General features: G+C 63.1%; 29 protein-coding genes. 18 read left to right on the top strand and 11 right to left on the bottom strand.

All coding sequences use genetic code 11. The features are described 5' to 3' along the window. Positions 1 to 137 precede the first annotated feature (137 nt). From B0G81_RS03715 to B0G81_RS03670, 10 genes are all read left to right on the top strand, one after another. Complete coding sequence (locus B0G81_RS03715) at positions 138 to 344, top strand: hypothetical protein (RefSeq protein WP_106278824.1); 207 nt, start codon at positions 138 to 140, stop codon at positions 342 to 344. 375 nt (positions 345 to 719) lie between these two features. Continuing rightward, positions 720 to 998: a hypothetical protein gene (locus B0G81_RS03710; protein WP_116122940.1), complete on the top strand. Its 279-nt coding sequence runs from the start codon at positions 720 to 722 to the stop codon at positions 996 to 998. An 88-nt stretch (positions 999 to 1,086) separates the two neighbouring features. Further along, positions 1,087 to 1,371, top strand: a complete 285-nt coding sequence (locus B0G81_RS03705; protein ID WP_116122939.1) for a hypothetical protein — start codon at positions 1,087 to 1,089, stop codon at positions 1,369 to 1,371. Positions 1,372 to 1,551: 180 nt separating this feature from the next. Beyond that, the gene (locus B0G81_RS03700; RefSeq protein WP_116122936.1) at positions 1,552 to 1,761 is read left to right on the top strand and encodes a hypothetical protein; all 210 of its coding nucleotides are present in this window, start codon (positions 1,552 to 1,554) and stop codon (positions 1,759 to 1,761) included. Between the two features lie 408 nt (positions 1,762 to 2,169). Beyond that, positions 2,170 to 2,457, top strand: a complete 288-nt coding sequence (locus B0G81_RS03695) for a DUF3303 domain-containing protein (RefSeq protein WP_134133570.1) — start codon at positions 2,170 to 2,172, stop codon at positions 2,455 to 2,457. A gap of 7 nt (positions 2,458 to 2,464) precedes the next feature. Next, entirely contained in the window at positions 2,465 to 4,102 is a 1,638-nt protein-coding gene (locus B0G81_RS03690) for an MFS transporter (protein WP_134133569.1), read from the top strand. Positions 4,103 to 4,220: 118 nt separating this feature from the next. Continuing rightward, positions 4,221 to 4,835, top strand: coding sequence for a TetR/AcrR family transcriptional regulator (locus B0G81_RS03685; RefSeq protein ID WP_134133568.1), 615 nt, complete (start codon positions 4,221 to 4,223; stop codon positions 4,833 to 4,835). 89 nt (positions 4,836 to 4,924) lie between these two features. Next, a complete protein-coding gene (locus tag B0G81_RS03680; RefSeq protein WP_134133567.1) occupies positions 4,925 to 6,151 on the top strand; it encodes a YbfB/YjiJ family MFS transporter in 1,227 nt (408 codons plus the stop codon). Between the two features lie 153 nt (positions 6,152 to 6,304). After that, positions 6,305 to 6,460 (top strand): DUF3309 family protein, encoded by a 156-nt coding sequence (locus tag B0G81_RS03675; protein WP_012429014.1) that lies wholly within the window; start codon positions 6,305 to 6,307, stop codon positions 6,458 to 6,460. Positions 6,461 to 6,609: 149 nt separating this feature from the next. Continuing rightward, positions 6,610 to 7,410, top strand: a complete 801-nt coding sequence (locus B0G81_RS03670) for an SDR family oxidoreductase (protein ID WP_134133566.1) — start codon at positions 6,610 to 6,612, stop codon at positions 7,408 to 7,410. On the opposite strand, the gene B0G81_RS03665 is transcribed toward B0G81_RS03670, so the two are convergent. From B0G81_RS03665 to B0G81_RS03645, 5 genes are all read right to left on the bottom strand, one after another. Further along, the gene (locus tag B0G81_RS03665) at positions 7,407 to 8,753 is read right to left on the bottom strand and encodes a four-carbon acid sugar kinase family protein (RefSeq protein WP_134133565.1); all 1,347 of its coding nucleotides are present in this window, start codon (positions 8,751 to 8,753) and stop codon (positions 7,407 to 7,409) included. The genes B0G81_RS03670 and B0G81_RS03665 overlap by 4 nt on opposite strands. 26 nt (positions 8,754 to 8,779) lie before the next feature. Continuing rightward, positions 8,780 to 10,078 (bottom strand): ribulose-bisphosphate carboxylase large subunit family protein, encoded by a 1,299-nt coding sequence (locus B0G81_RS03660; protein ID WP_134133564.1) that lies wholly within the window; start codon positions 10,076 to 10,078, stop codon positions 8,780 to 8,782. Continuing rightward, positions 10,075 to 10,614, bottom strand: coding sequence for a VOC family protein (locus B0G81_RS03655; RefSeq protein WP_116146365.1), 540 nt, complete (start codon positions 10,612 to 10,614; stop codon positions 10,075 to 10,077). Before B0G81_RS03655 ends, B0G81_RS03660 begins: the two co-directional genes overlap by 4 nt. 103 nt (positions 10,615 to 10,717) lie before the next feature. Further along, positions 10,718 to 12,604, bottom strand: coding sequence for a TRAP transporter large permease subunit (locus tag B0G81_RS03650; RefSeq protein ID WP_134133563.1), 1,887 nt, complete (start codon positions 12,602 to 12,604; stop codon positions 10,718 to 10,720). Between the two features lie 62 nt (positions 12,605 to 12,666). Beyond that, the gene (locus B0G81_RS03645; RefSeq protein WP_121309426.1) at positions 12,667 to 13,692 is read right to left on the bottom strand and encodes a TRAP transporter substrate-binding protein; all 1,026 of its coding nucleotides are present in this window, start codon (positions 13,690 to 13,692) and stop codon (positions 12,667 to 12,669) included. Positions 13,693 to 13,894: 202 nt separating this feature from the next. On the opposite strand from B0G81_RS03645, the gene B0G81_RS03640 reads away from it, so the two are divergent. The 3 genes from B0G81_RS03640 (at position 13,895) to B0G81_RS03630 (ending at position 16,626) form a co-directional block, all read left to right on the top strand. After that, positions 13,895 to 14,950, top strand: coding sequence for a LacI family DNA-binding transcriptional regulator (locus tag B0G81_RS03640; protein ID WP_121309427.1), 1,056 nt, complete (start codon positions 13,895 to 13,897; stop codon positions 14,948 to 14,950). 440 nt (positions 14,951 to 15,390) lie between these two features. After that, complete coding sequence (locus B0G81_RS03635; protein WP_116122930.1) at positions 15,391 to 15,762, top strand: hypothetical protein; 372 nt, start codon at positions 15,391 to 15,393, stop codon at positions 15,760 to 15,762. Positions 15,763 to 16,143: 381 nt separating this feature from the next. Continuing rightward, positions 16,144 to 16,626, top strand: a complete 483-nt coding sequence (locus tag B0G81_RS03630; protein WP_134133562.1) for an Lrp/AsnC family transcriptional regulator — start codon at positions 16,144 to 16,146, stop codon at positions 16,624 to 16,626. A 34-nt stretch (positions 16,627 to 16,660) separates the two neighbouring features. Here B0G81_RS03630 and B0G81_RS03625 read toward each other — a convergent pair whose 3' ends face one another. Then, positions 16,661 to 17,896 carry a YbfB/YjiJ family MFS transporter gene (locus B0G81_RS03625; RefSeq protein ID WP_134133561.1) on the bottom strand — a complete coding sequence of 412 codons (1,236 nt, stop codon included), beginning with the start codon at positions 17,894 to 17,896 and terminating at the stop codon, positions 16,661 to 16,663. A 275-nt stretch (positions 17,897 to 18,171) separates the two neighbouring features. Between B0G81_RS03625 and B0G81_RS03620 the strand changes: the two genes are divergently transcribed. The 3 genes from B0G81_RS03620 to B0G81_RS03610 all read left to right on the top strand — a co-directional run bounded on the left by B0G81_RS03620 (position 18,172) and on the right by B0G81_RS03610 (position 20,332). Further along, positions 18,172 to 18,846 (top strand): nitroreductase, encoded by a 675-nt coding sequence (locus B0G81_RS03620; protein ID WP_134133560.1) that lies wholly within the window; start codon positions 18,172 to 18,174, stop codon positions 18,844 to 18,846. 157 nt (positions 18,847 to 19,003) lie between these two features. Further along, on the top strand, positions 19,004 to 19,483 hold the full coding sequence (locus tag B0G81_RS03615) for a hypothetical protein (protein WP_134133559.1): 480 nt from the start codon (positions 19,004 to 19,006) through the stop codon (positions 19,481 to 19,483). 12 nt (positions 19,484 to 19,495) lie between these two features. After that, positions 19,496 to 20,332 carry a hypothetical protein gene (locus tag B0G81_RS03610; RefSeq protein WP_134133558.1) on the top strand — a complete coding sequence of 279 codons (837 nt, stop codon included), beginning with the start codon at positions 19,496 to 19,498 and terminating at the stop codon, positions 20,330 to 20,332. On the opposite strand, the gene B0G81_RS03605 is transcribed toward B0G81_RS03610, so the two are convergent. From B0G81_RS03605 to B0G81_RS03585, 5 genes are all read right to left on the bottom strand, one after another. Continuing rightward, on the bottom strand, positions 20,329 to 21,054 hold the full coding sequence (locus B0G81_RS03605; RefSeq protein ID WP_134133557.1) for a 4'-phosphopantetheinyl transferase superfamily protein: 726 nt from the start codon (positions 21,052 to 21,054) through the stop codon (positions 20,329 to 20,331). The two genes, B0G81_RS03610 and B0G81_RS03605, sit on opposite strands and share 4 nt — an antisense overlap. A gap of 87 nt (positions 21,055 to 21,141) precedes the next feature. Then, positions 21,142 to 21,570, bottom strand: a complete 429-nt coding sequence (locus B0G81_RS03600; protein WP_134133556.1) for a hypothetical protein — start codon at positions 21,568 to 21,570, stop codon at positions 21,142 to 21,144. A 359-nt stretch (positions 21,571 to 21,929) separates the two neighbouring features. Further along, on the bottom strand, positions 21,930 to 22,166 hold the full coding sequence (locus B0G81_RS03595) for a DUF2783 domain-containing protein (RefSeq protein ID WP_134133555.1): 237 nt from the start codon (positions 22,164 to 22,166) through the stop codon (positions 21,930 to 21,932). A 54-nt stretch (positions 22,167 to 22,220) separates the two neighbouring features. Beyond that, complete coding sequence (locus B0G81_RS03590; protein ID WP_134133554.1) at positions 22,221 to 23,930, bottom strand: FAD-dependent oxidoreductase; 1,710 nt, start codon at positions 23,928 to 23,930, stop codon at positions 22,221 to 22,223. A 54-nt stretch (positions 23,931 to 23,984) separates the two neighbouring features. Then, the gene (locus B0G81_RS03585) at positions 23,985 to 24,944 is read right to left on the bottom strand and encodes an MBL fold metallo-hydrolase (RefSeq protein WP_106278872.1); all 960 of its coding nucleotides are present in this window, start codon (positions 24,942 to 24,944) and stop codon (positions 23,985 to 23,987) included. 239 nt (positions 24,945 to 25,183) lie between these two features. On the opposite strand from B0G81_RS03585, the gene B0G81_RS03580 reads away from it, so the two are divergent. Both B0G81_RS03580 and B0G81_RS03575 read left to right on the top strand, forming a co-directional pair. Further along, positions 25,184 to 26,071, top strand: a complete 888-nt coding sequence (locus tag B0G81_RS03580; RefSeq protein ID WP_134133553.1) for an IclR family transcriptional regulator — start codon at positions 25,184 to 25,186, stop codon at positions 26,069 to 26,071. Further along, positions 26,068 to 26,955, top strand: a complete 888-nt coding sequence (locus tag B0G81_RS03575; RefSeq protein ID WP_134133552.1) for a helix-turn-helix domain-containing protein — start codon at positions 26,068 to 26,070, stop codon at positions 26,953 to 26,955. Before B0G81_RS03580 ends, B0G81_RS03575 begins: the two co-directional genes overlap by 4 nt. The last annotated feature ends 9 nt before the right edge of the window (positions 26,956 to 26,964 follow it).

Here is a 26,964-nt window from a genome sequence, read left to right as displayed (position 1 = left end):
GTCTGTTGCCTGCTGGCCTTGCGTCGCCGCCTCGCATTCTGTTCCTCGTTTATTGCTCATAGAAATTGGCATGCCCCTTGCAGAACCACGGTCGAGCACCGCACCGTGCTCACTCATCCACCCTCAGGAGTATTGCCATGAAATCCATCGTCATCATCAAGGATCTGCCACGTTCCGCGGATCGCCCACACGACGAAACGACACTCACTGCCGCGCAGATGAAGGCCGTGCGCGGCGGCCGTTCCGTCATTGTCACCGTCGATCATGGCCCTCTCGGCCAGGTGGACGACTTTGGAATCAACACCGCCATCTTCGAAGGACGTATCAAAGGGCCTTACTTATAGGACGCGCGAAGTGTCCGCAATTAGAAACGGGCCCCCTTCACATCTTTGCCGTTGGAGGGGGCCTGTTCATTGTGGGAGTCTGGTTTGAACACCGTGGTCAGGTCAAATACCGTCGCCGCTGCCCGTGTCGTGCGATGTCCAACAGCATGCGGTGGTCTGTCGGGTGAGCGCCGTCAGTCGTTCGTCGCTCACGTGCGGCAATGGACCGGCGCCGTGGCTGCATCTCGACGTGAAACCCTTACGCCGCAATCCTTCTCCAACTTTATTAGGAACCTTGAATAAAACTGGCACAGCCTGTGCATGAGTGACATCCGAGCAGACAAGTTGCTCGCACCCGATCGCAACACCCTGACCCTTACCCTCTGGAGACTCACCATGAACGCACTGATGATCAAAGACCTGTCCATCACCGAACAACTCGACAGCAAGGCCATGAGCGCCGTGCGCGGCGGCACCGGCTACTATCCGTCCTCGTCGTACTTCAACTTCAGCCCCGTCTTTGCTCCGAACGACAGCAAGAAAGTCGACGCCACCCAGCTGATCAACAACCAGCTGAACCTGCAGAACGCCAACGGCAACAACGTCGCGTTCGCCACCGGCATCAGCTCGACGGTCAACCCGTGCGTCACGACCAGCAACAACATCCACATGTAATACGTCGCGACACGGAGCGCCCGGCTCGCCGGCGCGCTTCGTCCGCCGACGATTACCCCTGTCTTTTGCGCACCTTTGGAGAAGCACCATGTCATCCCTCATGATTCGCGATCTGTCCGGCACCCGCGAGCTCGACCGCCGCGCCATGTCGGCGGTGGCCGGCGGCACCGGCAGCAGCGTGCCCGGCCTGCCCTCGGCCGCCGGCCTCGGCGGCATTGCCAACGTCAACGTCTCGATCAACCAGAACCTCAACCAGCTGCAGTACGTCAACGTCGCCGCACTCAACAACGTCGGCGTGATCGGCGCGGGCTTCGCGCCGCTGCATCTGAACGTCAGCCCGTCGCTGTGGGGCGCCAACTACGCCAACGTCTGACCGCTTGCCGCGAGGGCCGGGGGGCCTCAACCATGCCGGCAGATCATCGCCGGCCGGCGAGTCGCAGCGAGATTTCCTATACTGATTGTGCGGGGAGACCGCAGCACATTTCACGACACATCCGGGCGGCGGCCGGCGCATTGCACCGGCCCACCGCCCGATTTCATTTCTGGAGCCATCATGGCCAGGCTGATCATCAGGGACCTCACCGACAGCGTCGAACTCGATCGTCAGGCAATGACGGCCATCGTCGGCGGCGCGCGTATCGGCGCGCGGCTGAACGCGGCCGTGCCACTGGTGCCGGCTTCGGCACGCGTGGTCGAATATCCGCCGGGCTTCCCCGCCGCGCATCAGACGATTGCCAAGGCGGCCATGCAGCGCAAAACATAGCGCGCCCCGCTTCGGCGTTGCACAGTCACAGCAACGGCACGCGTCACATACGCGTGCCGTTTGCTTTTGTTGTCGGCAGAAGCGCAGCGCCGCAACCCGTTAACGCAAACGATCTACGAAATATTCCCCTCTGGCGACAGCGCTCTCGCTTTTTCGCCATGAAAGTTGGCTTGTGCAATTAGCCTGGCGAATGTCCGCACGCGGCGACGCCGCCCGCTCTGCGCTCACCTATGATGCTTAGGACGCCACGTGGTTTTTTTCGCTGTCCGCCAATAGCACGCACTATCCGGACAGCTTGCTGGCGCAGAACTGAACACGACGCACCGCATCCGCGACGCGCCGTACCCATAAGCGACGATGGCAGCGCGCCACGAGCCGGCATCGCCATTCACGGATTGGAGGAACGCAATGAAATTTATCGTCCTATGGAACGGTCTGCCGACCGCAGAGGGTTCCGTTATAGAACGTTTCATGAAGACCGGCGGCCAGGTGCCGGACGGCGTCAAATTGCTGGGACGCTGGCATGCTATCGGCGGCTTGCGCGGCGTTGCAATCGTGGAGGCCGACGACACGCGCGCGATCGCGGCGCTGGCGCTCGGATGGGGCGACCTGCTGACGATGGACATCTCCCCGGCCCTGACCGACGAAGACCTGGGCGCCGCGCTCGGCAAGCATATGGCCACGGGCAACAAGTAAGCACGCCATGAGCACCAGGTTCACCGCGCCGCCTCCGAGCGGGCAACTGCTGCCGTTCCGCGAATCGCTGCTTGCGATGCTCGGCATCGCTTTTGTCGCGATGCTGGTGGCGCTGGATCAAACCATCGTCGGCACCGCGCTGCCGCGCATCGTCGCCGATCTGAAGGGCTTCGACCTGTACGCGTGGGTCGCGACATCGTACATGCTGGCCTCCGTGATCACGATTCCCATCTTTGGGCGGTTAGGCGATCTGTTTGGCCGCAAGCGGTTCCTGATCGCGGCGATCCTGTTGTTCACCGGCGCCTCTGTGTTGTGCGGCTTTGCCAGCAGCATGTTGTTGCTGGTGGTTTCGCGCGGACTGCAAGGGATTGGCGGCGGCATTCTGATCGGCACGGTGTTCGCCACCGTCGCCGATCTGTTCCCGAATCCGAAACTGCGGCTGCGTTGGCTCGTGTTCGTCACGTCCGCCTTCGGCGTGTCCAACATGGTCGGGCCGACGCTCGGCGGAATGTTGACGCAGTATGGCGGCTGGCGGCTGGTGTTTTTCGTCAACGTGCCGGTCGGGCTCGTCTCGCTGCTGTTCGTGCAGCGCTTTCTGCCACCGCTGCTTCACCTGCGGCGCAAAGGTCCCGTGCGGCTCGACTGGCTCGGCGCGTTCGTGCTCGCGGTTACGTTCGGCTCACTGCAAGTGCTGATCGAACTGTTTCCAAGGCGCGGCGTCGATACGACTACCATCGTGCTGACCGTCGTAGCGGTGACTTGTGGACTGATTCTCTGGCTATGGGAGCGGCGCATCGGCTATCCGATCGTGCCGGTCGACATGCTGATGGACCGCAAGCTCTCCGCGCTGTTCGCGATGTCGGTGCTCGGCGGCTTCGCGCTCTTTTCGCTGGTGTTCTATGTGCCGCTGCTGTTCCAGGGCGGCTACGCGATGTCCGCGCATGACTCCGGCATGCTGATCACGCCGCTGTTGCTCGGCACAACCGTGGGCAGCGTGCTCAACAATCGTATCGTCACACGAGTCCGCCGCGCAAACGGCATCATGTATGTCGGCTTTGCGCTGTCAGCGCTCGCCTGTCTGAGCGTGGTCGTCTTGCGCGGCACGGAACCGCATCTGGTGTGGGCCTCGTGCATGGGCATCAGCGGGCTCGGCCTCGGTCTGGTGGCGACCAGCCTGACCGTCTGCTCACAGCAGATCGTCGGGCGGGACCATGTCGGCGCGGCCACCGCGCTGCTTCAATCGCTGCGGACATTCGGCGGCATGCTCGGCACGGTGATGACGGGCGCGTTGCTCGGCCACCTCTATTCGCGTGGGGTGCATCGCTCGCTCGATTCCTACCAGGCGACGCAGTGGTTCAAGTCCTTCGCCAGTCCCGAGTTGCTGGTGGATCGCGCGGAACAGGCCGCGCTGATCAATCGTCTGGTGAGTGCCGGCCAGTCGGGCGACGCCATGATGCGCTCCGCGCGCGAGGCGCTGGTGCAGTCCATTCACATCGGCATTCTGGTGGCCGGCGCCGCCGCGTTGATCGGTCTGTGCCTCGCCTGGTTCGTGCCGCCCGTGCGCATCAGCTATCCGGAAATCGAACTCGCGCCGGATGGGCAACCATCCGCCGACGCCCTTCCGCCGCACCGCAGCGTGCTCTAGGCGCGCCGCCGTACGTCCTCAAATGTTCTTCTTGCGTTCTGTATCACTCGATATATAATCGCTTTTTATATCGACTGATACAGAACCTGTCGTCTGCGACGCTGGAAGGACATTCACCATGGCAAGACCCCGCCAATTCGACGAACACGAGGTGCTGGAAGCCGCCAGCGCGGCCTTCTGGACCAAGGGCTACGAGGCGACCTCCACGCGCGACCTGGTCAAGTCGACCGGGCTGACGCAGCCGAGTCTCTACAACGCGTTCGGCGACAAACGCACGCTGTATCTGCGCGCGCTCGAGCATTATCTCGAGCACACTTTGCGCGAACGGATCAGAAGACTGGAGCGGACCGTATCGCCGGCATTAGCGGTGACGATGTTCTTCCACGAGATCCTCGAACGAACTCTCGCCGATCCCGCACAGCGCGGCTGCATGCTGGTGAACTCGGCGCTGGAAACCACATCGGAGGACGAAGCATTCCGTGAAATCGTCGCGATGGAATTCGCTGAAATGCGCGGGTTCTTCTACCGCCGCATGCTTGCGGCCAGCGAGAGCGGTGAAATCACCACGGTTGTTTCCGCCGACGACGCCGCCACTCACCTGCTGACCACGTTGATCGGCGTTCGCGTTCTCGCGCGGGTCGATCCGCAACAAACGCTGCTTGTAGGCGCAATCGCGCCCGTGTTGCTGCTGCTTGGTTTGCCTGCCCTACCGGCGACCGGCTCCGACGCCTGAGCCGCGCGCCTGACAAGGCGCGCCCCTTCGTTTTCCCACCGACATCCGGCAGCGCCGCGATCAGCGCGCGCACCGGTAAAGGAACCGTCATGTCCGCTGCTCCGATAACGTCAGATAGTCCAGTCTCACTCGATGCCCGCGCACTCTTCGCAACGCTCGCGGGTCTGTGCGGCAGTCTGGTCGCCATTGGCCTCGCGCGCTTCGCGTACACGCCCTTGATTCCCTCGCTGATCCAGGCGCACTGGTTCACCTCGTCGCAAGCGGTAACGCTCGGCGCGGCGAACTTCGCCGGTTATCTGGTCGGCGCGTTGATCGGCCGTCCGCTCGCATCCGTCCTGTCGAACCGCAGCGCGTTGCGCCTGCTGATGGCGGTCGTGACCGCCGCCTTCTTCGCCTGCGCGTATCCGCTTTCGGTGAGCTGGTTTTTCGCGTGGCGCTTGTTGTCGGGCATTTCCGGCGGCGCAATCATGGTGCTGGTGACGACGTCGATTCTTCCGCACATTCCCGTGCCACGGCGTGGCTTCGTGAGCGGCATGATCTTTCTTGGACTCGGTCTTGGCATCGCGGCATCCGGCACCTTGATTCCAAAACTGCTGCACTATGGTTTGCAAACTACGTGGATCGGTCTCGGCGTCGTGGCCCTGGTGTTGACCGCGGTGAGCTGGTTCGGCTGGCCTTCGACGAATCCGCCCGCGCCGGTCGCGCCTTCCGGTACGCATCACGCAGTGCGCCCTCACGGCTTGACGCTTCGCGTGCTGTACGCGCAATACGCGGCAAACGCACTCGGCCTTGTCCCGGCGATGGTGCTGCTCGTCGACTATATCGCTCGCGGCCTGGGACGCGGCGCCGCTATCGGCGCGGACTACTGGGTGCTGTACGGCCTCGCTGCAATCGCCGGCCCGGTGATCTGCGGCAACGTGGCCGATCGCATCGGCTTCGGCAAGGCCTATCGCGTCGGACTGATTCTGCAAGCGGCCGCCGTCGCCATGCTCGCGTTCTCGGGCAGCACGCTCGTGCTGGCTGCATCGACTGTGATTCTCGGCATCTTCACACCGGGCATCGTGCCGCTCGTGCTCGGCCGCATCCATGAACTTGTGCCACACGATCACACCGAACAGCGAGCCGCATGGAGTCGCGCGACGACAGCCTTCGCGCTGTTCCAGGCGCTCGGCGGCTATGGGTACTCGTACCTCTTCTCGCATACGCATAACGACTACGCGTTGATCTTCACTTGCGGCGCGGTTGCGCTCGCTGTCGCCTTCGTCGGGGATTTGATTGCGTCGCGTATCAGCACCGCCCGCTACACGGCGGTGTGACGGTTCCAAGCCGCCTCCGCCTCGACTTTTCGCCGTGGGCACGCGGCTTGCTCAGCAGTGACACCGATACTGCCTTTCGCAAGAACACTCGCCATGCGGCCTTGCATGGCTGTCGTGAAGGCAGGTCCTATCAACCAGGCGGAGGTCATTCATATGTTGGGAACTATTCTTCTAGTCGTGCTGATTCTTCTCCTCATCGGTGCGCTCCCCACGTGGCCGCATAGCCGCGCGTGGGGTTACGGTCCCACCGGCGGTCTCGGACTCGTCGTGATCGTGGTGATCGTGTTGCTGGTCGTCGGCGTCATATAGCGTTAATTGCCATGGCGTTGCGTAGTACCCGCACTGCTTGAAAGCGGGTCGGCCGCCGGATATCTGCGCAGTTCGCTGCACGGATATCCGGCGGCCTTACTATGTCGAGGGTCGATGCACATCCCTATCTTGTCACCCTGGGAGCAGCAATGGAAAAGTTACTCGCGAATCAGGTCGCTCTGGTCACGGGCGCCAGTTCGGGCATTGGTTCCGGCGTCGCCAAAGCGCTCGCGGACGCGGGCGCGGCCGTCGTCGTGAACTATCACTCACATGCCGAAGGGGCCGAGCACCTCGCCGCCGAGATCGAGCAAACTGGCGGCGCCGCTCTCGCGGTTCAGGCCGATGTCGCCGACCCCACGCAGGTCGAGAAGATGTTCGCGGCATGCCGCGCGCGTTTCGGAAGCGTGGATATCGTGGTCGCGAATTCGGGCGTGCAGAAAGACAATGCATTTGCCGATATGACGCTGGACGACTGGCAACAGGTGCTGGCGACCAATCTCACCGGCCAGTTCCTGACGGCACAGGCGGCCGTGAAAGAGTTTCGGCGACGCGGCCCGACGACAACGTCCAAAGCGCTCGGCAAGATCATCTGCATGAGCTCGGTTCACGAAGTCATTCCGTGGGCGGGGCACGTCAATTACGCGGCGTCCAAAGGCGGCATCCAGATGTTCATGAAATCGCTCGCGCAGGAGGTTGCGCCCGAACGCATTCGCGTCAATTCCATTGCACCGGGCGCGATCCGCACGCCGATCAACAAGGACGCGTGGGACACCGAAACCGCGTTGCAGAAACTACTGAAGCTGATTCCCTACGGCCGTGTGGGCGAAGCGGACGACATCGGCAAGGCGGCCGTCTGGCTCGCATCGGATGAAAGCGACTACGTGGTCGGCACGACGTTGTTCGTCGATGGCGGCATGACGCTGTATCCCGGTTTCACCGACAACGGTTAGCCGTTGCCGTCGAGCAGTTGCTCGAACAGATCCGGGTCGCCCATTTGGCCGCCCTTGAGCATGATCTCCATACCGTCGAGTGCCGCTTGATCGGCATGGAGACGGCACACGGTAACGCCCGCCGATAACGGGGCGAGATACGACAATCCCCAAGCGCCGAGTGCGTGCACGGCAAAACTCGACGTGTCGCCGCCGGCAATGCCGATGCGTTGCAAGCGCACGGCCCCGAGCACCTGCTGCAACAGTGACGCACAGGCGTGCGCGAGTTGCGGCAGTGCGCCGGTTTCGCTCGACGCGCGGCGTGTCGTGAAAGCGAGCACATTGCGTCCGTCGCGCAAGGGGCCGGCTATCGCCGCCACGCGTTCCGCCAGATAGTCCGAGGCTGCGTCGCCGGTCATTTTCAGCGGGTCCAGTTCCACATGCAGATAGGATTGCGCGGCAGCGATCTGTATTTCGGTCAATGGCGAGAGGCTGCCTGCAAGCACGAACACGGGGCCGTGCGCGCGCGCCAGTGGCGGCGTGGTTCGGGTCTGTAAAACGCCGGGCTCGGCGGGAGTTCCACGCGCCAACACATAAGCCTGCGCAACGCTGCTCGCACCGACCGCGAGCAATGGCGCCGTCACGGCGGCATGACGCACGATCACGCGGCCAACAGCTTGCAGATGCGAATCGTCGAGTACGTCGAACAGCACGGCGTCGGGTTTCGAATCGAGCCGGCGCTGCACCTCTTCCTGCAATTCGGCGGCACCGCGCGCGTAGCAGCGCCAGTCGATCGATTGCACATTCTTCACACCTTGCCGCACAAGATGCACGCGCAAATCCGCTTCGTTCATCGGCGTGACCGGATGGCGGCTCATGGTCGGATGACGATCGATGCGATAGATCGACTGCGCGCTATTGTCCGCGCCGGCTGCCGCAAACAGTTCACCGAACACGCAATAGCGCCGCAAATTCGGCTGACCGCCGACCACCACGACGAGTTCGTTCGCGCAGTACTCGCGCAACGTACGAATCGCCACGCCGATGCTTCCGGTTTCCGGCGCGCTATCGAACGTCGAGCACACTTTGTAGTGCATCACCCGTACGCCGAGCGCGGCGAAGGCGGCGCCGACGCGTTCGAGTTCCTGTCGCTGCACCGCGGGCGCCATGGCCCGCGCGGCGCCGGCAACGCCAATCGCGTCGAGACGGCCGAGCATCGAAAGACGCGCGGCATCCGGTGGTGCGAAGAAGAGCATGGTGCGCAAACCGGCGCGGGCGAGATGCGCCAGCGTGTCGGTTGCGCCGGTGAAGTCGTCGCCGTAGAAAGCGTAAGCGGGGCCGCCGCTGTTTGCTTCGTCGCTCATCTTTTGGTCCGTGTCGCCCGAAGCGTTCACGTGCGGCTGCCGAAAAACGCCAACGCGCGCCGCAGTTCCGGCATGTGCTCGGCGTACACCGGCAGCGGCGTGCCGGCCTGCACCGCCGCCCATGCCTGGCGCACACTCGTGACGCCTGCTGCCGGGCCATCCGGATGCGCGAGAATACCGCCGCCCGACATGAACAGCAGATCGGTGGAGCGCACCGCGTCGAAGGTCGCTTGCACGGTGCCGGCCCATTGCCCAGACGAAAACGCGGGCAGCACCGTATCGTCGCAACCCGGGGCAAGCGGCGTCGCGCAGTCGCGCGCCGACTCGATTACTTCGGCGTCGCTCTGCGCGAATTTGCCGGCGAGACCGTGCACATGCATATGATCGACGCCGCTCAAACGCCAGAGCGTCTGATACGCTTGAAACGACATGCCCAGCGCCGGATCGCGCGACATCATGCCGTAGCCGTTACGGTGCGCGTGCAGCACGAGCGGCGTCGCGCGGTGCAGTGTCTGGATCGCTGAAAAGCCGCACCAGTTGATGCTCGCCATCACGCAACTGCCGCCTTCGCGTTCGACCAGTTCCGCGTGACGGCGCATGGCGTCGAGGTCGTCGGTGATATTGAACGCGACCATTACGGGGCGGCCGCTGCGCTCACCGTAGCGGCGCACTTCGGACATCACCGCGCGCACGCGTTCCGCCAGCGGCGCATGCGCGGGGTTCGCGCATACTTCGTCATCCTTGATGAAATCGACGCCTGCTTCGCACAGATCCCGCACCAGCGCCGCCGTTTCCGCCGCGCTCAGGCCGACGTTCGGCTTGATGATCGTGCCGATCATCGGCCTGTCCTTCACCTCCGTCAGCGCGCGCGTGCCGGCCACGCCATGACGCGGCAATTCGAAACGCTTGCGGTACGAAGCCGGCAAGCGCAACGACAGCAGCCGCATGCCGGTCACTTCGCCGAGATCGTACAGATTGCCGGCGACGGTCGCGGCCAGCGTGGGCAGGTTCGCATCGATATTGGCGAGCGGAAACGACAGCGTAATGCGCGCGCGTCGCCACGGCCCTGGCGTGCCTTGACGCTCGAGCCAGGCGTTCGGCAAGCTGGGCCGCGCCGCTGCTTCGAGTTCTTCGACGCGCAACACGCTCGCGCGGCTGCGTGCGCGCAGCGCATCGGATTCGTTGGCGACGCGCACGAAGGTGCCGCTCGATTGCTCGCCGGCCATGACGTCGGCGACGCGTGCGGGATCAAGCGGCGTCTCGATCAGATAGTCGGCCTCGAGCGTGTCGTTATCGACCGCTTGCTGTTGCAGCGTCTCGTTCATAACGTGCCCAGATCGGGGAAACGGCGCACCGGCTCGCGGCCATCCCAATCGCGCGACGCCGCGTAGATCATGTCGAAGAGCTTGCCTTTCGGCCCGGCGATCTCAGACAACTCGATCACGGTGCCCGGATGATTTTCCGTATCGAAGTACACGAAGCGTCCGTTGCGCCCCACTTCGCCGCTCATGGCGACTTTGAAACCCTGCTCCCGCAGTCGCGCGAGATCCGCGTCGAAAGAAGTGGTCCAGTACGCGTTGTGCTGCAAGCCGGTATGGCCGGCGGCGAGAAAGTCGCGATACATGGACGGCGCGTCGTTGCGTGTCTGAATCAGTTCCACCTGCAGCGGCCCCGAGTTCGCCAACGCCACCGAGTTATGCACCTCGTACGATTGCCCGCGGTAGGTGTAGTTCTCGATCGGCACGCGTTCGTTGTAGAACCACGGACCCACGCCGAGCACGCGGCTCCAGTAGTCCATCGCGGCTTCGATATCCCGCACCACGTAGCCTGCCTGCCGGATTTCGCCAAAGAAACGACTCATGAAACTCTCCCGATGCTGCGGGGTTGAAAGACGAGCGACGCCCCGGCGCGGCGATGACGCGGCACCCGAAGGTCGAACCTGCTAATGAACCTGAGAGATCTGCTTAAAGAAACCCGATCGAAATCCAGGGAATCGCCGCGACCAGAATCAGGCCGACGAGCAATGCGCCCATATAGCCGACAATCGGACGAATGCCCGCATCGGGATTGACCTTGCTGATCGCGCAAGCCGAGTAGTAGCCGACCCCGAACGGCGGTGAGAAGAGGCCCACGCCCATCGAAAGAATCACGACGATCGCGTAATGCACTTCATGCGCGCCCGCGAGCCGCGCGATGGGAAACAGCAGCGGCCCGAACAGCACAATGGCGGGAATTCCTTCGAGCACGCTGCCGAGCATCACGAACACCACGATCGACACGGCAAGAAAACCGTAAGCGCCGCCGGGCATCGAGCCCATGAACTGCGCGAGGTCCTGCGAAAAGCCGGATTGCGTGAGCGCCCAGGCCATCGCCGTGGCGCAGCCGATGATAAAAAGAATCGCGCCCGACAACGTCGCCGCATCCACCAGCATGCGGCCGAGCCGCCGCCATTCGAAGCGGCGATACACCAGCAGACCGATCAGCATCGAGTAAGCGATGCCGATGGTGGAGACCTCTGTCGCCGTTGCCACGCCTTCAACCACGGCCATGCGAATCAGGAACGGCAACGCCAGCGCCGGCAGCGACACGACGAACAGTCGCCCGATCTGCCGCTTGCTGAAACGCTGCGCGCCGCTCAGATCTTCCTTGCGATAACGCCACCACACCACCACGCACAGAATCAGCGCGAGCACCGCGCCCGGCAGCATGCCCGCAGTGAAGAGCGCGGAGATGGACAACCCCGTCACCGAACCGATCGTGATCAGCACGATGCTCGGTGGAATGGTTTCGCTTTGTGCGCCGGTCGTGGCGAGCAGCGCGACCAGATCGCCTTCGGAAGCGCCGCGTTTTTTCATCTCCGGAAACAACACCGGCGCGATGGCCGCCATGTCCGCGACTTTCGAACCGGAGATGCCCGACACCAGATACATCGCGCCGATCAATACGAACGACAGCCCGCCATGCACATGACCCACAAGGCTCGCGAGAAACTCGATCATCGCGCGCGCCATGCCGGTCATTTCGATCAGCAAGCCGAGGAAGACGAAGAGCGGCACCGCGAGCAGCACGAGATGCGACATGCCTTCGTCCATGCGGCCGACCACGACTTCGAGCGGCGTAAAGGTCGAGAGACCGAGATAACCGAACGTAGCGAGCGCAAACGAAAACCCGATGGGTACGCCCGAAAAAATCCCGATCCCCACCACGCCGACGAAAAAGATCACCAGATTGGTTTTGCCGAGCGTCTGAAACCACGGGTCGGCAAACACGGCAACCGCAGCCAATACAGCGGTGATCGCGAGCACGATCAGGACGTCGCGCATGCGGCTCACCTGAGCAAGACGAATCAGGCCGACCAGCAGCATGAGCGCCGCACCGACCGGCAAGGCGAGCGCGCGCCACGCGTTGCTGATCTGCAGAGCGGGCGTCACGATTGCCGCCTCGCCGGACGCATAGTCGTACGCTGGTGCGATCAACAGCGCAAGCAAGCCGATCGATGCCGCGATCGCCAGCGTATCGACGAACGCGCGCCGCTGCGGCGACAGGCGGCTGACCAACGCCGTCATCCGCATATGTTCGCCGCGCCGCAACGCGAGCACGGCGCCGAGCATGGCGAGCCATAGGAACAGAATGCCGGCCAGTTCATCCGACCAGACTAGCGGTTGATGCAGCACATAGCGGCACACCACGCCCGCCAACATCACGACGATTTCCATCGCAAGCAGCGCCGCCGCGCAGACTTCGACGAGCGCGATCAGACCGCGATCGAAACTCCTCAGCCAGCGCCGCGACGTGCTCGCCGCGTGCAATGGCACGCCCGCGTCCGCCGGATTCAATGCGTGATTCGACATCCTGCTGCCTCCTCGCGGCGGCTCGCCGCGCTTCGTCTCAGGCTCACCCGCATGCAGCACGATCAGGCCAGCTTGCCAACCGATTGTTCGAGCAGGTCCCACGCCTGATTGCCAAACTTGCTCTTCCATTCGGCGTAAAAACCCGCCTGACGCAGCGCCGCGCGGAACGTGTCCGGCGTGGGACGATTGATCGACAGACCCTTGCTTTGCAGATCCGCGACCGCCGCGTCGTTCAGCTTGCGCACGTCTTCGCGCTGCTTCAACGCCGACTGGTTGAACGCATCGCTGGCAATGCCTTGCAGATCCTTCGGCAAGCGCTGCCACGCGCGCGGATTCAGCACGAACCAGTAGCCGTCCCACATGTGATTGGTGAGCGAGCAGTACTTCTGCACTTCGTAGAGTTTCGCGACCTGCACGATCGGCAGAGGATTTTCCTGCGCGTCGACGATATGCGTTTGCAGCGACGAATAAACTTCGCTGAATTGCAGGCTGGTCGGCGAAGCGCCAAGTCCCTTGAACATATCGATGCTGAGCGGACTCACCGGCACGCGAATCTTCAGACCGCGCATGTTCTGCGCGCTCGTAATGGGACCGTTGCTCGTTGTGGTTTGACGAAAGCCGTTGTCCCACATCTTTTCGAACGATTCGAGGCCGGCCTTCTGCATCGCGGCGCGCACGTAAGCGCCGAGCTTGCCGTCCATCGCGCCCCACACCTGGTTGTAGTCGCTGAACGCAAAGCCCACCGCGTTGATCGCGACCGACGGCGCGAGCGTCGATACCACCAGCGCCGACGGCGTGAACATCTCGATGCCGCCGCTGCGCACCTGCGCGAGCATGTCGGTGTCACCGCCTAACTGGTTGTTAGGGAATATCCGGATCTCCATGCGCCCTTTCGACGCCTCTTTGATCTGATTAGCCGCTTCCTGAGAGCGCACGTTCAGCGGATGCGTGAGCGGCAGGTTGTTGCCGTACTTGAACACGAACTCCGGGCCGGACGCCGCGCGCACGATCGCCGGAAAGCCCAGCGCGCTGGCTACCGGCACGGCGGCTGCCGCACGCAGCAGGGTGCGTCTCGCGAGGTTGGTCATTTGAGCGTCTCCTTGCTTATAATTGATGTGACTGTTGAATCCATCAAAAACCATCATCGTCCGCTCGCTGCGCGCTGATTTATAGTCACCGGTGCCGCGTCGTCGTGTGATAGCTGCAAGACTAGGCGTGCGCGGCTAGCGCTGTCAAACCGCGAACCTGATGTTTTTTGATGGACTTCCGTTCTGCGAAGGAAGGACTGCCATGTCCGATACGCTTCTCCTCACCGCCGCCGCGCGTGCCCGCATTCCCGACATTGCGCGGGCCGCCGGTGTGTCGACCGCCACGGTGGATCGCGTGCTCAATGGCCGTGAAGGCGTGCGCGCCGTGACGGCGCAACGCGTGCTGCAAGCGGCCGCCCAACTCGGCTATCTGCTCACGCCCGAGGCGCCCGTCGTGCCCGCCTCGAAGCCGATGCGCATCGCGTTCCTGCTGCCTGCCGGCACCAATCGCTACTTGCACATGCTCGGCGACTACATCGACTTCGCACACGATCAGTGGAACGCGTTGGACATGAAGTGCCGCGTGCACTACGTCGAGAGTTTCAACCCGAAGGAATTGGCCGACCGTCTGTTGCACTACGGACAGCGTGCGGATGGGGTGGTGTTCATGGCGCTCGAACATCCCGTAGTGCGCGACGCCGTGAATGCATTAGCGGATCAGGGCGTGCCGGCCATCACGCTGATTTCTGATTTATCGAATGCGCGGCGACTGGCTTATGTGGGCATCGACAATCGTTCGGCGGGACGCACGGCGGCGTTGCTGCTCGGGCGCTTCATGGGCCCGCGGCCGAACGGAAAGATCGCGATGCTCGCGGGCAGTCTCAACTATCGTGGCCATGAAGAGCGCGAGATCGGTTTTCTGCATTTGATCGAATCGACGTTTCCACAAGTGCGCGTGATCGGATTGCGCGAGGGACACGACGATAGCGAACGAAACTATATGCAAACGCGCAAGCTGTTGGAGCAGCATCCCGACCTTGCCGGCATTTACAACAGCGGCGGCGGATCGGATGGCGTGGCGCGCGCGATCGTCGAAGCGCGCTCAGAGCAGAAGATTCTGTTTGTCGGCCATGGCTTGACGCCTGACACGCGAGCGTTGTTGATCGACGGCACCATGGATGCGTTGATCACGCAAACGCCACAAGCCATGGTGGGAAATTGTCTGCGCATATTCCGCAACGTGCGCGAGAAGCGTGACGCGATGAGCGACGTTAAGCCAGTGCAATTCAGCATTGTTCTGCGGGAGAATCTGCCTTGACGTTGCCGTGGCCATGCCGACGGCTCAGACCACCACGTCAGGCACGCGGGATGCTCAATCAACTTCGTATTCCAACCTCGATACGAAAGGAGATCACATCATGCCTTACCTTCTCGGCTGGCTGCTTGGCGTCCCGTTGATCGTACTGGTCATCCTGTACCTCATCTTCCATTAATCGTTGCTACGTACTCGCAAGCGCGGTTGATCGGAGGTTCCGTTCTACCGCGCCGCAGCCCTTCCGGCTACGGCGCGAAAGGCGATGCCAGCGTCCGGGCGTCGCCTTTCGCGTCTGTGCGATGCTCGTTTTGTCGACGTATGGACGCGCGCATCTTTCCGCTTGTACCGCAAGCGATGGCGCGTAAAACTAACCTTTCCTAGTCCGCGCAAATTGCCATTTCTGCACACGTGCGCTCAGCATGCGTACGAGCAAGGAGGGACCGATGGCAAGCAATGAGTACACGCTGTCACACCAGGACGTGGTGAAGGCCGTCATTATTCATCAGGATATTCACGAGGGTTTCTGGACGTTGAACATCCAGTTCGACGTCGCGGCCGGGCACGCTGCGCAACTCCCGGACCCTTGCCTTAACGTGACGATCAAGGGCATTGGCATCATGCGCGCTTCGCCTTCTGATCCGTTCGCGATCGACGCCGCTATCGTGAATCCGCCGGGGCCTCAGCATGTGGAGGGAACGGTACGCATCGCGGCGGGTGTCAACGGCACGCAACAAGGCGGCATGCAATTTTGCCGCGACGTCTATCGCAGTGTCGCTGTACAGAGTGCGGCCAAAGCGCCGACCAAACGAGGTTGATCGAGCGGCCGCGCGTCGCTTGCCAATGCACTGCCTCAATCTATGCGGGGCGGGGGCGCCAGTCGCGCGGACGGTCTTGTTGACAAGCATCGATCGGGAACATGCATCCACGCCCGGCGAGCGCGTCTTGCGGCGCTGATGACGCCGCAATTCGCCCGCGTGCCGTCCTTCCTGTGAAAGACGGCGAGACACCGGACGGCAGCTTGTGGCCGCGCGAGGCTGCGGGCACGAGGCCCGCGGCCCGGACGGTTGTCCCGGGCATGAATGCACCCTGAAAATATACCGGGACGCCGGCTGGATAGGCTTCTTAAAGCAACAGGGTTCTCGCGCGATGTCGGGACGATCTTCCTTAATAATGCAATTTTGAGGGAGAAACTTCCAGTGACGGCCACGACCATCCGAAATCGCCCGCTCGACAACCAGGATCGCAAGATCATGCGCGAGTTGCAAAAAAACGCGCGTCTGAGCAATGCCGAATTGGCGGAACTAGTCGGCATGTCGACCACCGCATGCTGGAATCGCACGCGTCAATTGGAAACCGAGGGGTATATCCGCGGCTACGTCGCGCTGCTCGATCAGCAGAAGCTCGGCTTCGCGGACATCGTCCTGCTCGAAGTCACGCTCGACCGTCACGACGAAGACGCCCTCGCCCGCTTCGGCGCCGAACTCGCGACGCTAACCGAAGTGCTGGAGGCGTATCTCGTATCGGGCGATTACGATTATCTGGTGAAGGTCGCGGTCGACGGCACGGCGGGCTACGAGCGTTTTCTGCGTGAGAAGCTCTACAAGATCGCCGGCATCCGTCATAGCCGCTCGATGTTCGCTTTGCGTTGCATGAAGAGCATCCCTTCCGTGCAGGTGTGAAAAGCGTGCAGCGTGCGGGTCTGAATGCGCGGACTTATGTTCGGCGCAATGCTTTCTGACACGCCGCCAGCACCGCGCCCGCCGCGAGCAGCAGCGCGGAATAGACCAGCCCGCGTGCGAGACCCGCGCCGTCCGAGACCCAGCCGATCACCATCGGCCCAACAATCTGCCCGAACGCAAACACAATCGTGAATGCGCTGATGCCCTTGGCCCAATGACTCGCGGGCAGATTGTGGCGCACGAAAGCCGTGGTCGACGCTACGGCGGAAAGAAACGTCGCGCCGAACAACACACCCGACACGAACGCCACCCACGGCTGCGTGAACAGCGCGGGCAGCAATGTCGCGATCGCGAGCAAAGCGTTCAGCACCGCGAGCGCCTGGCCGCCGCGCATGCGATCCAACAATCCCGACCACAGTCGCGCGGAGATCACGGTCGCCACGCCGAGCAACAGATAGAAGCATGTGACAACAGTTGCGCTCATGCCCGCATTGCGCAGCAGTGCGACGATAAACGTCATGTAGCCGATATAACCGACGCCGAACAGCGTGTAGCCCGCCAGCGCCAGACTGAATCGCGGCCAGCGGGGTGCATCGGCGGCGGCGTGTGATTGCGTGGCCGACGACGCCATCGCGTGCACGCGTTCGATTTTTCGCGCCGCGCCGACGGCCACCGTCGCGAGCGCAGCACACGCGAGCGCGAGTGCGAACCACGCGAACTGCCAGCCGTGCGGCACGTTGAAGATAGTCAGCGGCACCAGCAGCGACGACGCCACAATGCCCCACCCAGTGCCGCCGTAGTACAAGCCAAGGACGAGCCCTGCATCGTGCGGTCTCGCCGATGCAAGCCGCGCCGCCAACACGCCGCCGCTGATGAAGATCGCCGCGCTGCTCACGCCGGTGATCACGCGCAAGGTGAGCAGCGCGTTCGTGTCGGCAAGCAGCCCGCTGCCTGCCATCAGCAGCGCGGTCGCCACGCAACCGCCGCCGAACAATGCGCCAGCCGACCAGCGGCGCGCAAGGTGCGGGAAAGCCAGCGCGCCGAGCAGATAGCCCAACGCGTTGGCTGTATTCATCGCGCCCGCTTGCGCAAAACTCCAGCCGAGGTCGAGTTTCATCGACGGCAACAGCAGTGCGTACGCGAAGCGGGCGAGGCCGAGCGCGATCGCGCTGCCCAGCGATAGAGACGCGGCGAGCATCAGCGTGGGGAGTCGTTGCGCTGCTTCTGTAGCCTCGGAAGTCGATGCGGCGTCGAGTGTTTTTATCGGCATGGGCGAGCGAAAGTGGGCAAGGAGGCTGCAAGCCGCTTTTGCCAGAACGGCTGAATTCGGCACTTCGTCATCATATCTGCGGACGCCGGGCGCGGTTGACCGTTAGTTGCGTCAATGACCCGCCGCGCGCGGCTCTGGTAGCGCCCGCGTTTGGCGCCGGAACATCGGACAGGCGCCAGATCCAATTAAGAATTCATTTTCTAAATGCGAATGATTTGCATTTACTAGGAAATTAGCTCATTATTCAGCCCATACCTTCCGCCGAACCCGAAATCATGACGACGCTAGACATCAGCCGCCCCGAAACCGAAAGCCCGCGCCCCGCGGTGGCAACGCCTGCCACTGGCGTCGGCCCGCATGCTTCGGCGGCGCTCGACGTTCTGCTGTCGCGTCAATCGCAATGGCCGCTGACCGAGCCCGGCCCGGCGGACGCCGAACTCGACCTGATTTTCGACGCCGCCTTGCGCGCGCCCGATCACGGCAACCTGCGTCCCTGGCGCTTCGTGACGATTCGCGGCGATGCGCGCGGCTCACTCGGCGACGTGCTGGTCGACCTGGCCAGCGCCCGCTCACCGGACGAACCGCGTTCGGCGCATGCGCATCGCCGGCAGAAAGCATTCGCGGCGCCGCTGGTGATCGCGCTCGGCGCGGCGATCTCGGCGCATCCCAAGGTGCCCGAGATCGAGCAGCTGCTAGCTGCCGGCGCGGCGGCAATGAACATGCTCAACGCGATCCACGCGCTCGGCTACGGCGGCTTCTGGTCCACCGGACCGGACAGTTACGAAGCGCGCCTGCACGACGCGCTGGGTTTCGCTGCGAACGAGCGGCTGCTCGGCTTCCTCTTTGTCGGCACGCCGAAAACACTGGGGCAAGCACCGGCGCGTGCGGCGCGCAGCGCACACGTGCGCGAATGGCAGCCGGCGCAACCGCCGCAGCCGGCTCAAAGCTGAAGCAAACGCCGCGGTAACCGCGACCAACGCATAAGCACCCGACGCAGGCTCTGCGTCATCGCCCATCCGTCGCACGCGACAAGCGCTGGCCTGCGACGCGGCACCCGTCCCATCCGGCCGGCGCGATTCATTGGACCGTGTCCATTCAGGAGCATCGATGAACTTTCGCTCTCAACACAGCAACCGTCCGGAACTGATGGACGATCATCCGACCGACACCGCCAACGCGCCCGACCGCACCGTCCTGAGCGCCGTGCGTACATGGCTGCGGCCCGCTTGCGAAACGGCGCGCGGCGGCGTGCACTGGCGCGACGTTCTCAGCGGCGTCGGTCTGCGGCAGGACGGCATCGAACACTTCGATCTGCTGATGCGTTCGCTGATGCACGTGTCGTATCGTCCGCTCGATATGCGCTGCCGTTGCGCGAGCGACCTCGGCAAGGACGAAGCCGTGATTCTGCAAACCATCGCGTTGCTGCAAAAAACGCATAGCGGCGCGGCCTTGCGCCTGCTGAACGAATGGCTTCCCGCGCCCGCGGTGAGCGGCGTCCTGAAGCTGATTCGCTGGTTCGCCATCGACCTGCTCGACGCCGGCGTCGAACTCGACGTGCAAGCACGGCGCGTCACCTACATGCATTGAGGAAGCAGGCCTATGTCGTTGGAATTGGACCAGGCTTGCCCGGCGACTTCGCCTCAGCGCGGCAGCCGCGAGTCGCGCGAAGTCGCAGCTGAACGCAGCGCCGGCGAATCTGGCGTGCAGCCCGCCAGCGTCGCACCTCCCGCCGCCGCCTTCCTGTGCCATCCGCTTACGCGCAGCTATCCGTACAACGTCGCCGCGCCGCGCGCAGGCGAACTGCATCTTTGGCGGTTCCGCTGCGAATGGCTGCCGGTGCCGGTGCAGGAAGGCGATACCTGGTTGTCGAAGAGCGAACGCGAGCGCGCGCGGCTGCATCCGAACGCTGCGTTGCGCAAACGCTTTATCAGTGCGCGCGTGGTGGTGCGGTGGATCGTCGGGAATCTGTTCGACTGCGAGCCGAACGCCGTGGATCTGCAAGACGACGGCAACGAGAAGCTGCGGGCGCGTCATCCTCGCGACGGCCGCGGTATCACGATCGATATCGCGTACGGCGGCATCTGGATCGTGATCGGCGTTGCATCGGCGACGCTGGGACTGAGCGTCGTCGTACCCTCGCGCGGCGCGGCGCCCGACGAAACGCCGGAAGCCTCGCGGCGGCGCGCTCGCTACGGCAGTCTGTGCAATGCGCTACGTTACGCGCCCGTCGACATCGATATCGAACTGCTGTTCAGCCACACCGCAACCGGTGCATTCAATCTCGCAGAACATGGCCGTTGGCATGTGCTCGATATCCCGATGGCCGGCAAGATTCACGCGGCGGTCGCGCTTGCGCAGCCGGCCACGCAGCCGCTCACCCACGTGCATACGTTCGGCTGGCCGAAGGCTTTGGCGTTCGGGCAGGCAAACGGTTAGGGCGCTGAGTCTGTTTGCGCTTGCCGCAATGTGGTCAACGACCACGCTACGCACGCTGCGTAGGCGTCCGGTGCGGCGAGCCAGCGTGCGGCGACACCGCGCATATCCGCGGGAATCTGTTCGCGCAGCGTCACGCCGGTGCTTTCACGCGGCAGCACTCTCAGATGCTGCAACCCGCGCGTGAGGCCCACGCCCGTCGTTTTGACGAGCGCTTCCTTGGCGACCCACGCGTCGTAAAACGCAGCGCTCTGCTGTCCCGCGTCGAGACGCGCGATCCACGCGGCCTCTTCCTCGCCGAGCGTCAAGGCCGCGATCGAACGCCAATCGAATTTGTCGCTGCGCTGCTCGATATCCACGCCGACGCGCCGAACCGGCGACATTGCGATCAGCCCGTGCGCGCCCGCATGCGATACATTGAAATCGAAGCGGTCCGAATCCGCGAGATGAGGGCGGTGATTGGCGTCGAGCGCAAAACGCACGGCGCGCGCTGCAATGTCGAGCCGCCGCGCGAGCTCGTCACGAAGCGCGGCGCGCACGCTGGCGAAGCGCAACGCGTCTTCATGGCGGCGAAAGTGATGGGCTCGGGTGCGTTCGTCCTCGCTGAGGGAGGCGAAGGCAGGTGCGTCGAGCGACGCAGTGAAGTCGATGTCGATCCGCCACAACGCAATGTCGGGCGGCCCGTCGTGAGGCAGAGGAACAGGAACAGGGTCAATGGAATGCATGGTTCGGACGTGATGGGTGCAATCGCGGACGCATAGCCGCGACTCTACCCGATATAACGTCCGAAGCCTTCGATCTTCAGCGACGCTTTATGTCTTCGACGTATCGCTGACACGGCCCATCAACTGACAAAGGGTGGGGTGACACCCAAGACGCTGCGGCGCGTTCTTCACACAGCTCGCGAACTGTCGCGACCAGAATGCGTCACTCGACGATGCCGTCTCAGAACCACTCGAGATTTTTTCGCGGCATGCTGCAAGCGTCGCGGCCAACGCTTTCGCGCTCAACGGATGCGCGTAATTCACCGTGGGATAGTCGCCGAATAGCTGCGATAACGGCGAATCTTCGACTGCCGCCAATTCTCTGACCGCGAGTTGCGTGGCTATCTGCAGCACTTCGCACTCGACTTCGGAAAAAAAGGCTTCAGGCACATCCAGACCGGGCGCGTAATGGTTGATCCAGAGCAACGCCGATTCGGCAAACAGCGCTGGAGAAAGCCATTTTCCGTCGACTTTCATCGACGCCAACTCCTGAACGACAAGGTCGCTTATCAAAAACAATTTCATCTCGTGTCTCTTTTCAGCCGAACGCGGGAAATTTCCCGCCGGCAACGCACGAGGACATGGTGCGCCGGCACGAAACAATGTGGCCCACCGGAACGTCACACCCTATGCATCCTAGCTCAACAAGCCACCTAGTATGAGGCAGCGCACCAGCCGCTTTGCTAAGAAGAATCTGATAGTCGGAAAGAAAAAAGCGAGAGAAATCACGGGTTATCAACCGCGAGTTTTAGAGGAAGTGCGTGCAACAAATCGTTACTATCGACGTCTCCCAACATCTGCCTTACGCAAAGCTAATTTTGGGTCGCGCGAGGTGCTTAAGCGGCCCGCGGCTGCGTTCCACCATTTCGCGCCGGCATGTCGGTTGCGCCCTCGCGGGCATGCCGTAGCGCTTCGAGTAGCGTGGCGTGATCGCCGATATGATTGGCGAGCAGCAGGATTAATTGCGCATTGGCCGACTGGCTCTGCGCATCGTCCAGATCGCGATGCATATCGATCAATGCCTCGTAGAAATCATCGGGGCGGGCGAGATTCGGTTGCGTGTTGAGTGTCATGTTTGTCTCCAGCCATTTTTTTCGCTGATGCCACGAGCGGCCTTCGTCACCCGTTCAAGCGGTACCTTCGACGCACAACGCGCGTTTCAACGCATTCCCGACATCCCCGGCATCGAGTTGCCGCCAACGCGCGCAGACATGCTGGTCCGGGCGGATCAGATAGAACGTGCCGGGCTTTGCGTCGTAGCGTGAGTGAGCCAGCCCTTCGATATCGTGCACGACCTGCGCGCCCGTAGACGCAACGGCCTGCGGATCGCCACACGTCACCACGACGAGCTTCAACAAAATCGGTCCCGCACGCAACGTGTCCAACGCGTCCTGAATCAACCGATCGACACCTTGTTCGCCGCAGAACAGCACGCCGGTGAATTGCTGGCCGAGTTGCTGCAGCAGCCATGCCGGTTGTGCCGCGACTTGCACCGGTGCATCGACGCACGACGCCCCCGGCACCATCGCTCCTTCAAACTCGTCACAGTCCGCTGTATTCAGCGGAGAATCACGCAACACCGCCGGCACCGACAACCGGCCGCTATTGGCCAATTGCCGCGCAAACGGATGACGCCGCGAGAGCTTCAGCACCGCATCGCGGAACACGCGGCTGACAGGACTCTTCGGCGTAATGAAATCGGTGGAGCGCGTGGAGTTGCGGATGTTTTCATCAGCGGCGTATTCGCGTTCGCTTGCATAGGTGTCGAGCAAGGCATCCGCGGCTTTGCCTTCGAGCACCATCGCCAGTTTCCATGCGAGGTTTTCCGCGTCCTGCACGCCGCTATTCGCACCCCGTGCGCCGAACGGCGACACGCCATGCGCTGAGTCGCCGGCGAACAGCACGTTACCGTGCCGGAAGCGCTCCATGCGCAAACACGAAAACGTATACACGCTGACCCATTCCAGCTCGAACTTCGCGTCAGGCCCGAGCAACGCGCGCACACGCGGGATGACGCGCTCCGGTGTTTTTTCCAGCACCGGATCGGCGTCCCAGCCTAACTGGAAATCGATTCGCCACACGTTATCCGGCTGACGATGCAGCAGCACCGATTGATTCGGATGAAACGGCGGATCGAACCAGAACCAGCGTTCAGTCGGAAATTCTGCTTCCATCTTGACGTCGGCGATCAGGAAACGATCTTTGAACGTCACACCTCTGCTGTCGAGTCCCATCAAATTGCGGATCGGGCTGCGCGAGCCGTCGGCGGCGACCACGTAGCGGCCGCGCAATGCGTACTCGCCATCAGGCGTGTCGACTGTCAGCGTCACGCCGGCGTCGCGCGTGCCGGGCGTACCATCTTGCCGCACGCCGACCACTTTACTTTTCCAGCGGATCTCGAGATTCGGCATCTCCTGCGCGCGTTCGAGCAGGAAGCCTTCAACGTAGTACTGCTGCAGGTTGATGAACGCGGGCCGGTTGTGGCCCGCTTCCGGTTGCAGATTGAACGTGTACACCAACTCGTCTTTCAGGAACACCTTGCCGACATTCCAGCTGACGCCCTTGTCCACCATCCGCTGACCACACCCCAGGCGATCGAAAATATCGAGCGAGCGCTTCGAAAAGCAGATCGCGCGCGATCCCGTGGACAACGAACAATCGTCGTCGACCAGCACGACCGGCACGCCCTGCTGTGCGAGATCGACCGCGGTGGCGAGACCCACCGGGCCCGCGCCGACCACGATCACCGGATAGGCCACCGGGTTCGCGCCGCCCTGCGCGCGCTGCTCACGGCACGGCCGGTATTCGAACGACAGCGTCTGGTAGTTGATGCTCATCTTGTGTCTCCGTCCTTCTCCGCTTTGCCTCGTCTTGCTGTGCGTCTGTTCTTATCAGGCTTGCAGTGCGTCCCACATTTCCTTGTCGCGCTGCGCGGTCCAGATGCGCGGATGCGTGATACCGCTTGCTTCATCGAAAGCGCGCGACACGTCGAACGGCAGACAGTGCTCGTAGATGAAAACGTGACCGAACTTCGGATCCATGGCCTTGCGCGTGTGTTCCATCGCGGCCTTCAGATCGAGCTTCTGTTCGACGGCTTCACGGCCTTGTTGCAGCAGCGTGGTGACGAAATCTTTCGTGTAGTCCAGACCTTTGTCGACATCTTCCGGCGTGGTCAGCGCGGGGCCGCGGCCCGGCACGAGTTTGTCGGCCTTCAGCGCGCGCAATGCCTCGAGCGTGGCCGGCCATTGTTCGAGCTGCGCGTCGCCGCAATAGCAGGCCGCGTCGTATTCGACCAGATCGCCGGAGAACAGCACCTTCTGCGACGGCAGCCACACTACCGTATCGCCCTTCGTATGACCCGCGCCGAGATGCGCGATGCGCACTTCGAGCTTGCCGAGGAACAGCGTGATTTCCTTTTCGAACACCAGCGTCGGCCACGTCAGGCCCGGCACCGTTTCGACACCGGCGAACAGACGCGGGAAGCGTTCGATTTCCGACTTCATGTCCGCTTCGCCGCGCTCGACGATCATCTCGTACGTGCCGCGGCTCGCGATCACTTCCTGCGCGCCTTCCTCGAAATACGCCGATGCGCCGAGCACGCGCACCGCGTGGTAATGCGACAGCACGACGTATTTGATCGGCTTATCCGTGACGCTGCGAATCTTCGCGATGAGGTCTTGCGCCATGGCCGGCGTGGCGGTGGTGTCGACGATCAGCACGCCGTCGTCGCCGATGATCACGCCCGAGTTCGGATCGCCCTCGGCGGTGTACGCGTAGGCGTTCTCGGATAGCTTGGTCCACGTGACTTTCTTGACTTCCAGATCGGCCTGGGATGCGAATGCCTTTGCCATGCTTGTCTCCCTCAAAAATTGGACGTGAGGCGAGACGGCCGGCTGCGCGAAGGCCGCGCGGGCTGACGGTATTGCAGGATTGTCTCGCCCCGTTTTTTGACTCTATGACTGCGCCGGTATGTCGGGGTGAATGCATCTTAGGACGGCGTCTGATTATTTGTCAATAGCGAAATGTATCGCTATACGCAAATCTTGCGAGGCCTAAGATGAGGATTGGAAGGCACACGCCTTCGGTTAACATGGACCCTTTTTCACGGACGAGCGCGGGTGTGAGCAAAGCAGCGAAATCGGCCACGGGCAAAGGCGCGGGCGGCAGTGAGACGGCGGACGGCGGCAAGACGCAGCGCGGCATTCAGAGCGTCGAAGTGGGCGGCCGCGTGTTGCTGGCGCTGGCGCAGGCGCGCACGCCGCTCGCTCTCTCCGACCTCGCCAGCGCGGCGCAGATCGCGCCGGGGCAGGCGCACGCCTACCTGGTGAGCTTGAGCCGGCTGGGTTTGATCAAGCGCGACGAACTGTCGGGCCGTTACGAGCCCGGCCCGCTGTCGTTGCGGCTCGGTTTGCTGCATCTGGAAAACCAGCCGGCGTTTCGCGCCGCCGTGCCGCGCGTGGCCGCGTTGGCCGAAGCGGTCGGCTTCAGCGTCGCAATCTGCATTGCCGGGCCGCAAGGGCCGACTATCGTTCGCTATGAACATGCGGGCTTTCCGTTGCACGTCAATTTGCATGTGGGCACGGTGATGTCGCTGCCGGCTACGTCGACGGGGCGGGTGTTTTACGCTTATTCGCGGCGCGAGGTGCTTGACGCAATGTGGGCGAACCAATCGCGCGCGATCGGCAATGCCATGACGCCGCCCGACGAAGGCGCCGTCTTTGCAGCCACGCTGGACGCGATCCGCGCGCGCGGCCTGGAGTGCAGCGTGGATGTGCCGAGTCCGGGCATCAGCAGTCTGAGCGCGCCCGTGCTGGATGCCGACGGCCGCCTGGCGCTGGCGCTGACGGTCATCGGCTCGACCGGCGCGATCGACGTCGCCGCCGACGGTCCGATCGCGCGTGCACTGCTTGCGACGGCGCGCGACATCGGCGCCGAACTGGCTATCGTCCCTTCCTTGCTGGCTTCTTCCGCATCGTGACCGATTCTCTCGACACCTCTCACGCTCATTCCTCCGCTGATGCGAAACCGCAGCGCGGCATCCAGTCGCTCGATAGCACGGGCGAATTGTTGGCGGCGCTGGTCGCGGCGGCGCGGCCGTTGAATCTGCGCGATCTTGCGGCCGCCGCGGGCATGCCACCGGCGAAGGCGTTTCCGCATCTGGTGAGTCTGCTGAAAATCGGCTTGCTCAATCGCGATGCGTCGGGCTGTTTCGAAGCCGGGCCGCTCGCGCTGCAGCTGGGGTTGATCGGCTTGCAGCGCTTGTCGCCGACGCGTGAAGCGGAGCCCGAGGTGGTCGAACTGGCGACGTCGACGGGCATGAGCGTCGCGATGGCCGTGCTCGGTCCGCTCGGGCCGACCGTCGTGCGTCTGGAGGAATCGGCGCGGCCGCTGCATGTGAGCCTGCGGGTCGGCACGGTGATGTCGCTGGCCAATACGGCGATCGGCCGCGTGTTCGCCGCCTATGTCGCGGACGATGTGCGCGCGGGTTTGCTCGCGCAGGATCATCTGCGGTTGGCGGGAGCGGGTGCGGCGGATGTCTTTGAAGGAAAGCCGGCGCCGGCGGACAAAGGTAGAGCGGCGGGCGACACGAACGCAGCCTCGGCAGTGCCGCCGCTGAAGCAAGCCTACGCGCAGCGTCTTGCGCAAATCCGCGCGGATGGAATCGACACGGCGCTCAGCCGGCCTGTACCGGGCATCAATACGCTCGCCGCGCCGGTGCTGGACCACACAGGCAGTATCTGCCTCGTTCTGGCGTTGATGGGGCCGAGCGGCAGCTTCGACAGTGAATTGGCGGGTGGGCCGGCGCAGACTTTGCGCGCCGCGACGTCGAGGTTGTCGCGGCGCTTAGGGTGGATGGCATAGCCCCGCGGC

It is taken from the genome of Paraburkholderia sp. BL6665CI2N2, assembly GCF_004366535.1.
Lineage (GTDB): Bacteria > Pseudomonadota > Gammaproteobacteria > Burkholderiales > Burkholderiaceae > Paraburkholderia.
Note: the sequence above shows the minus strand (reverse complement) of the source record. Positions and strands in the feature narration are given on the sequence as shown.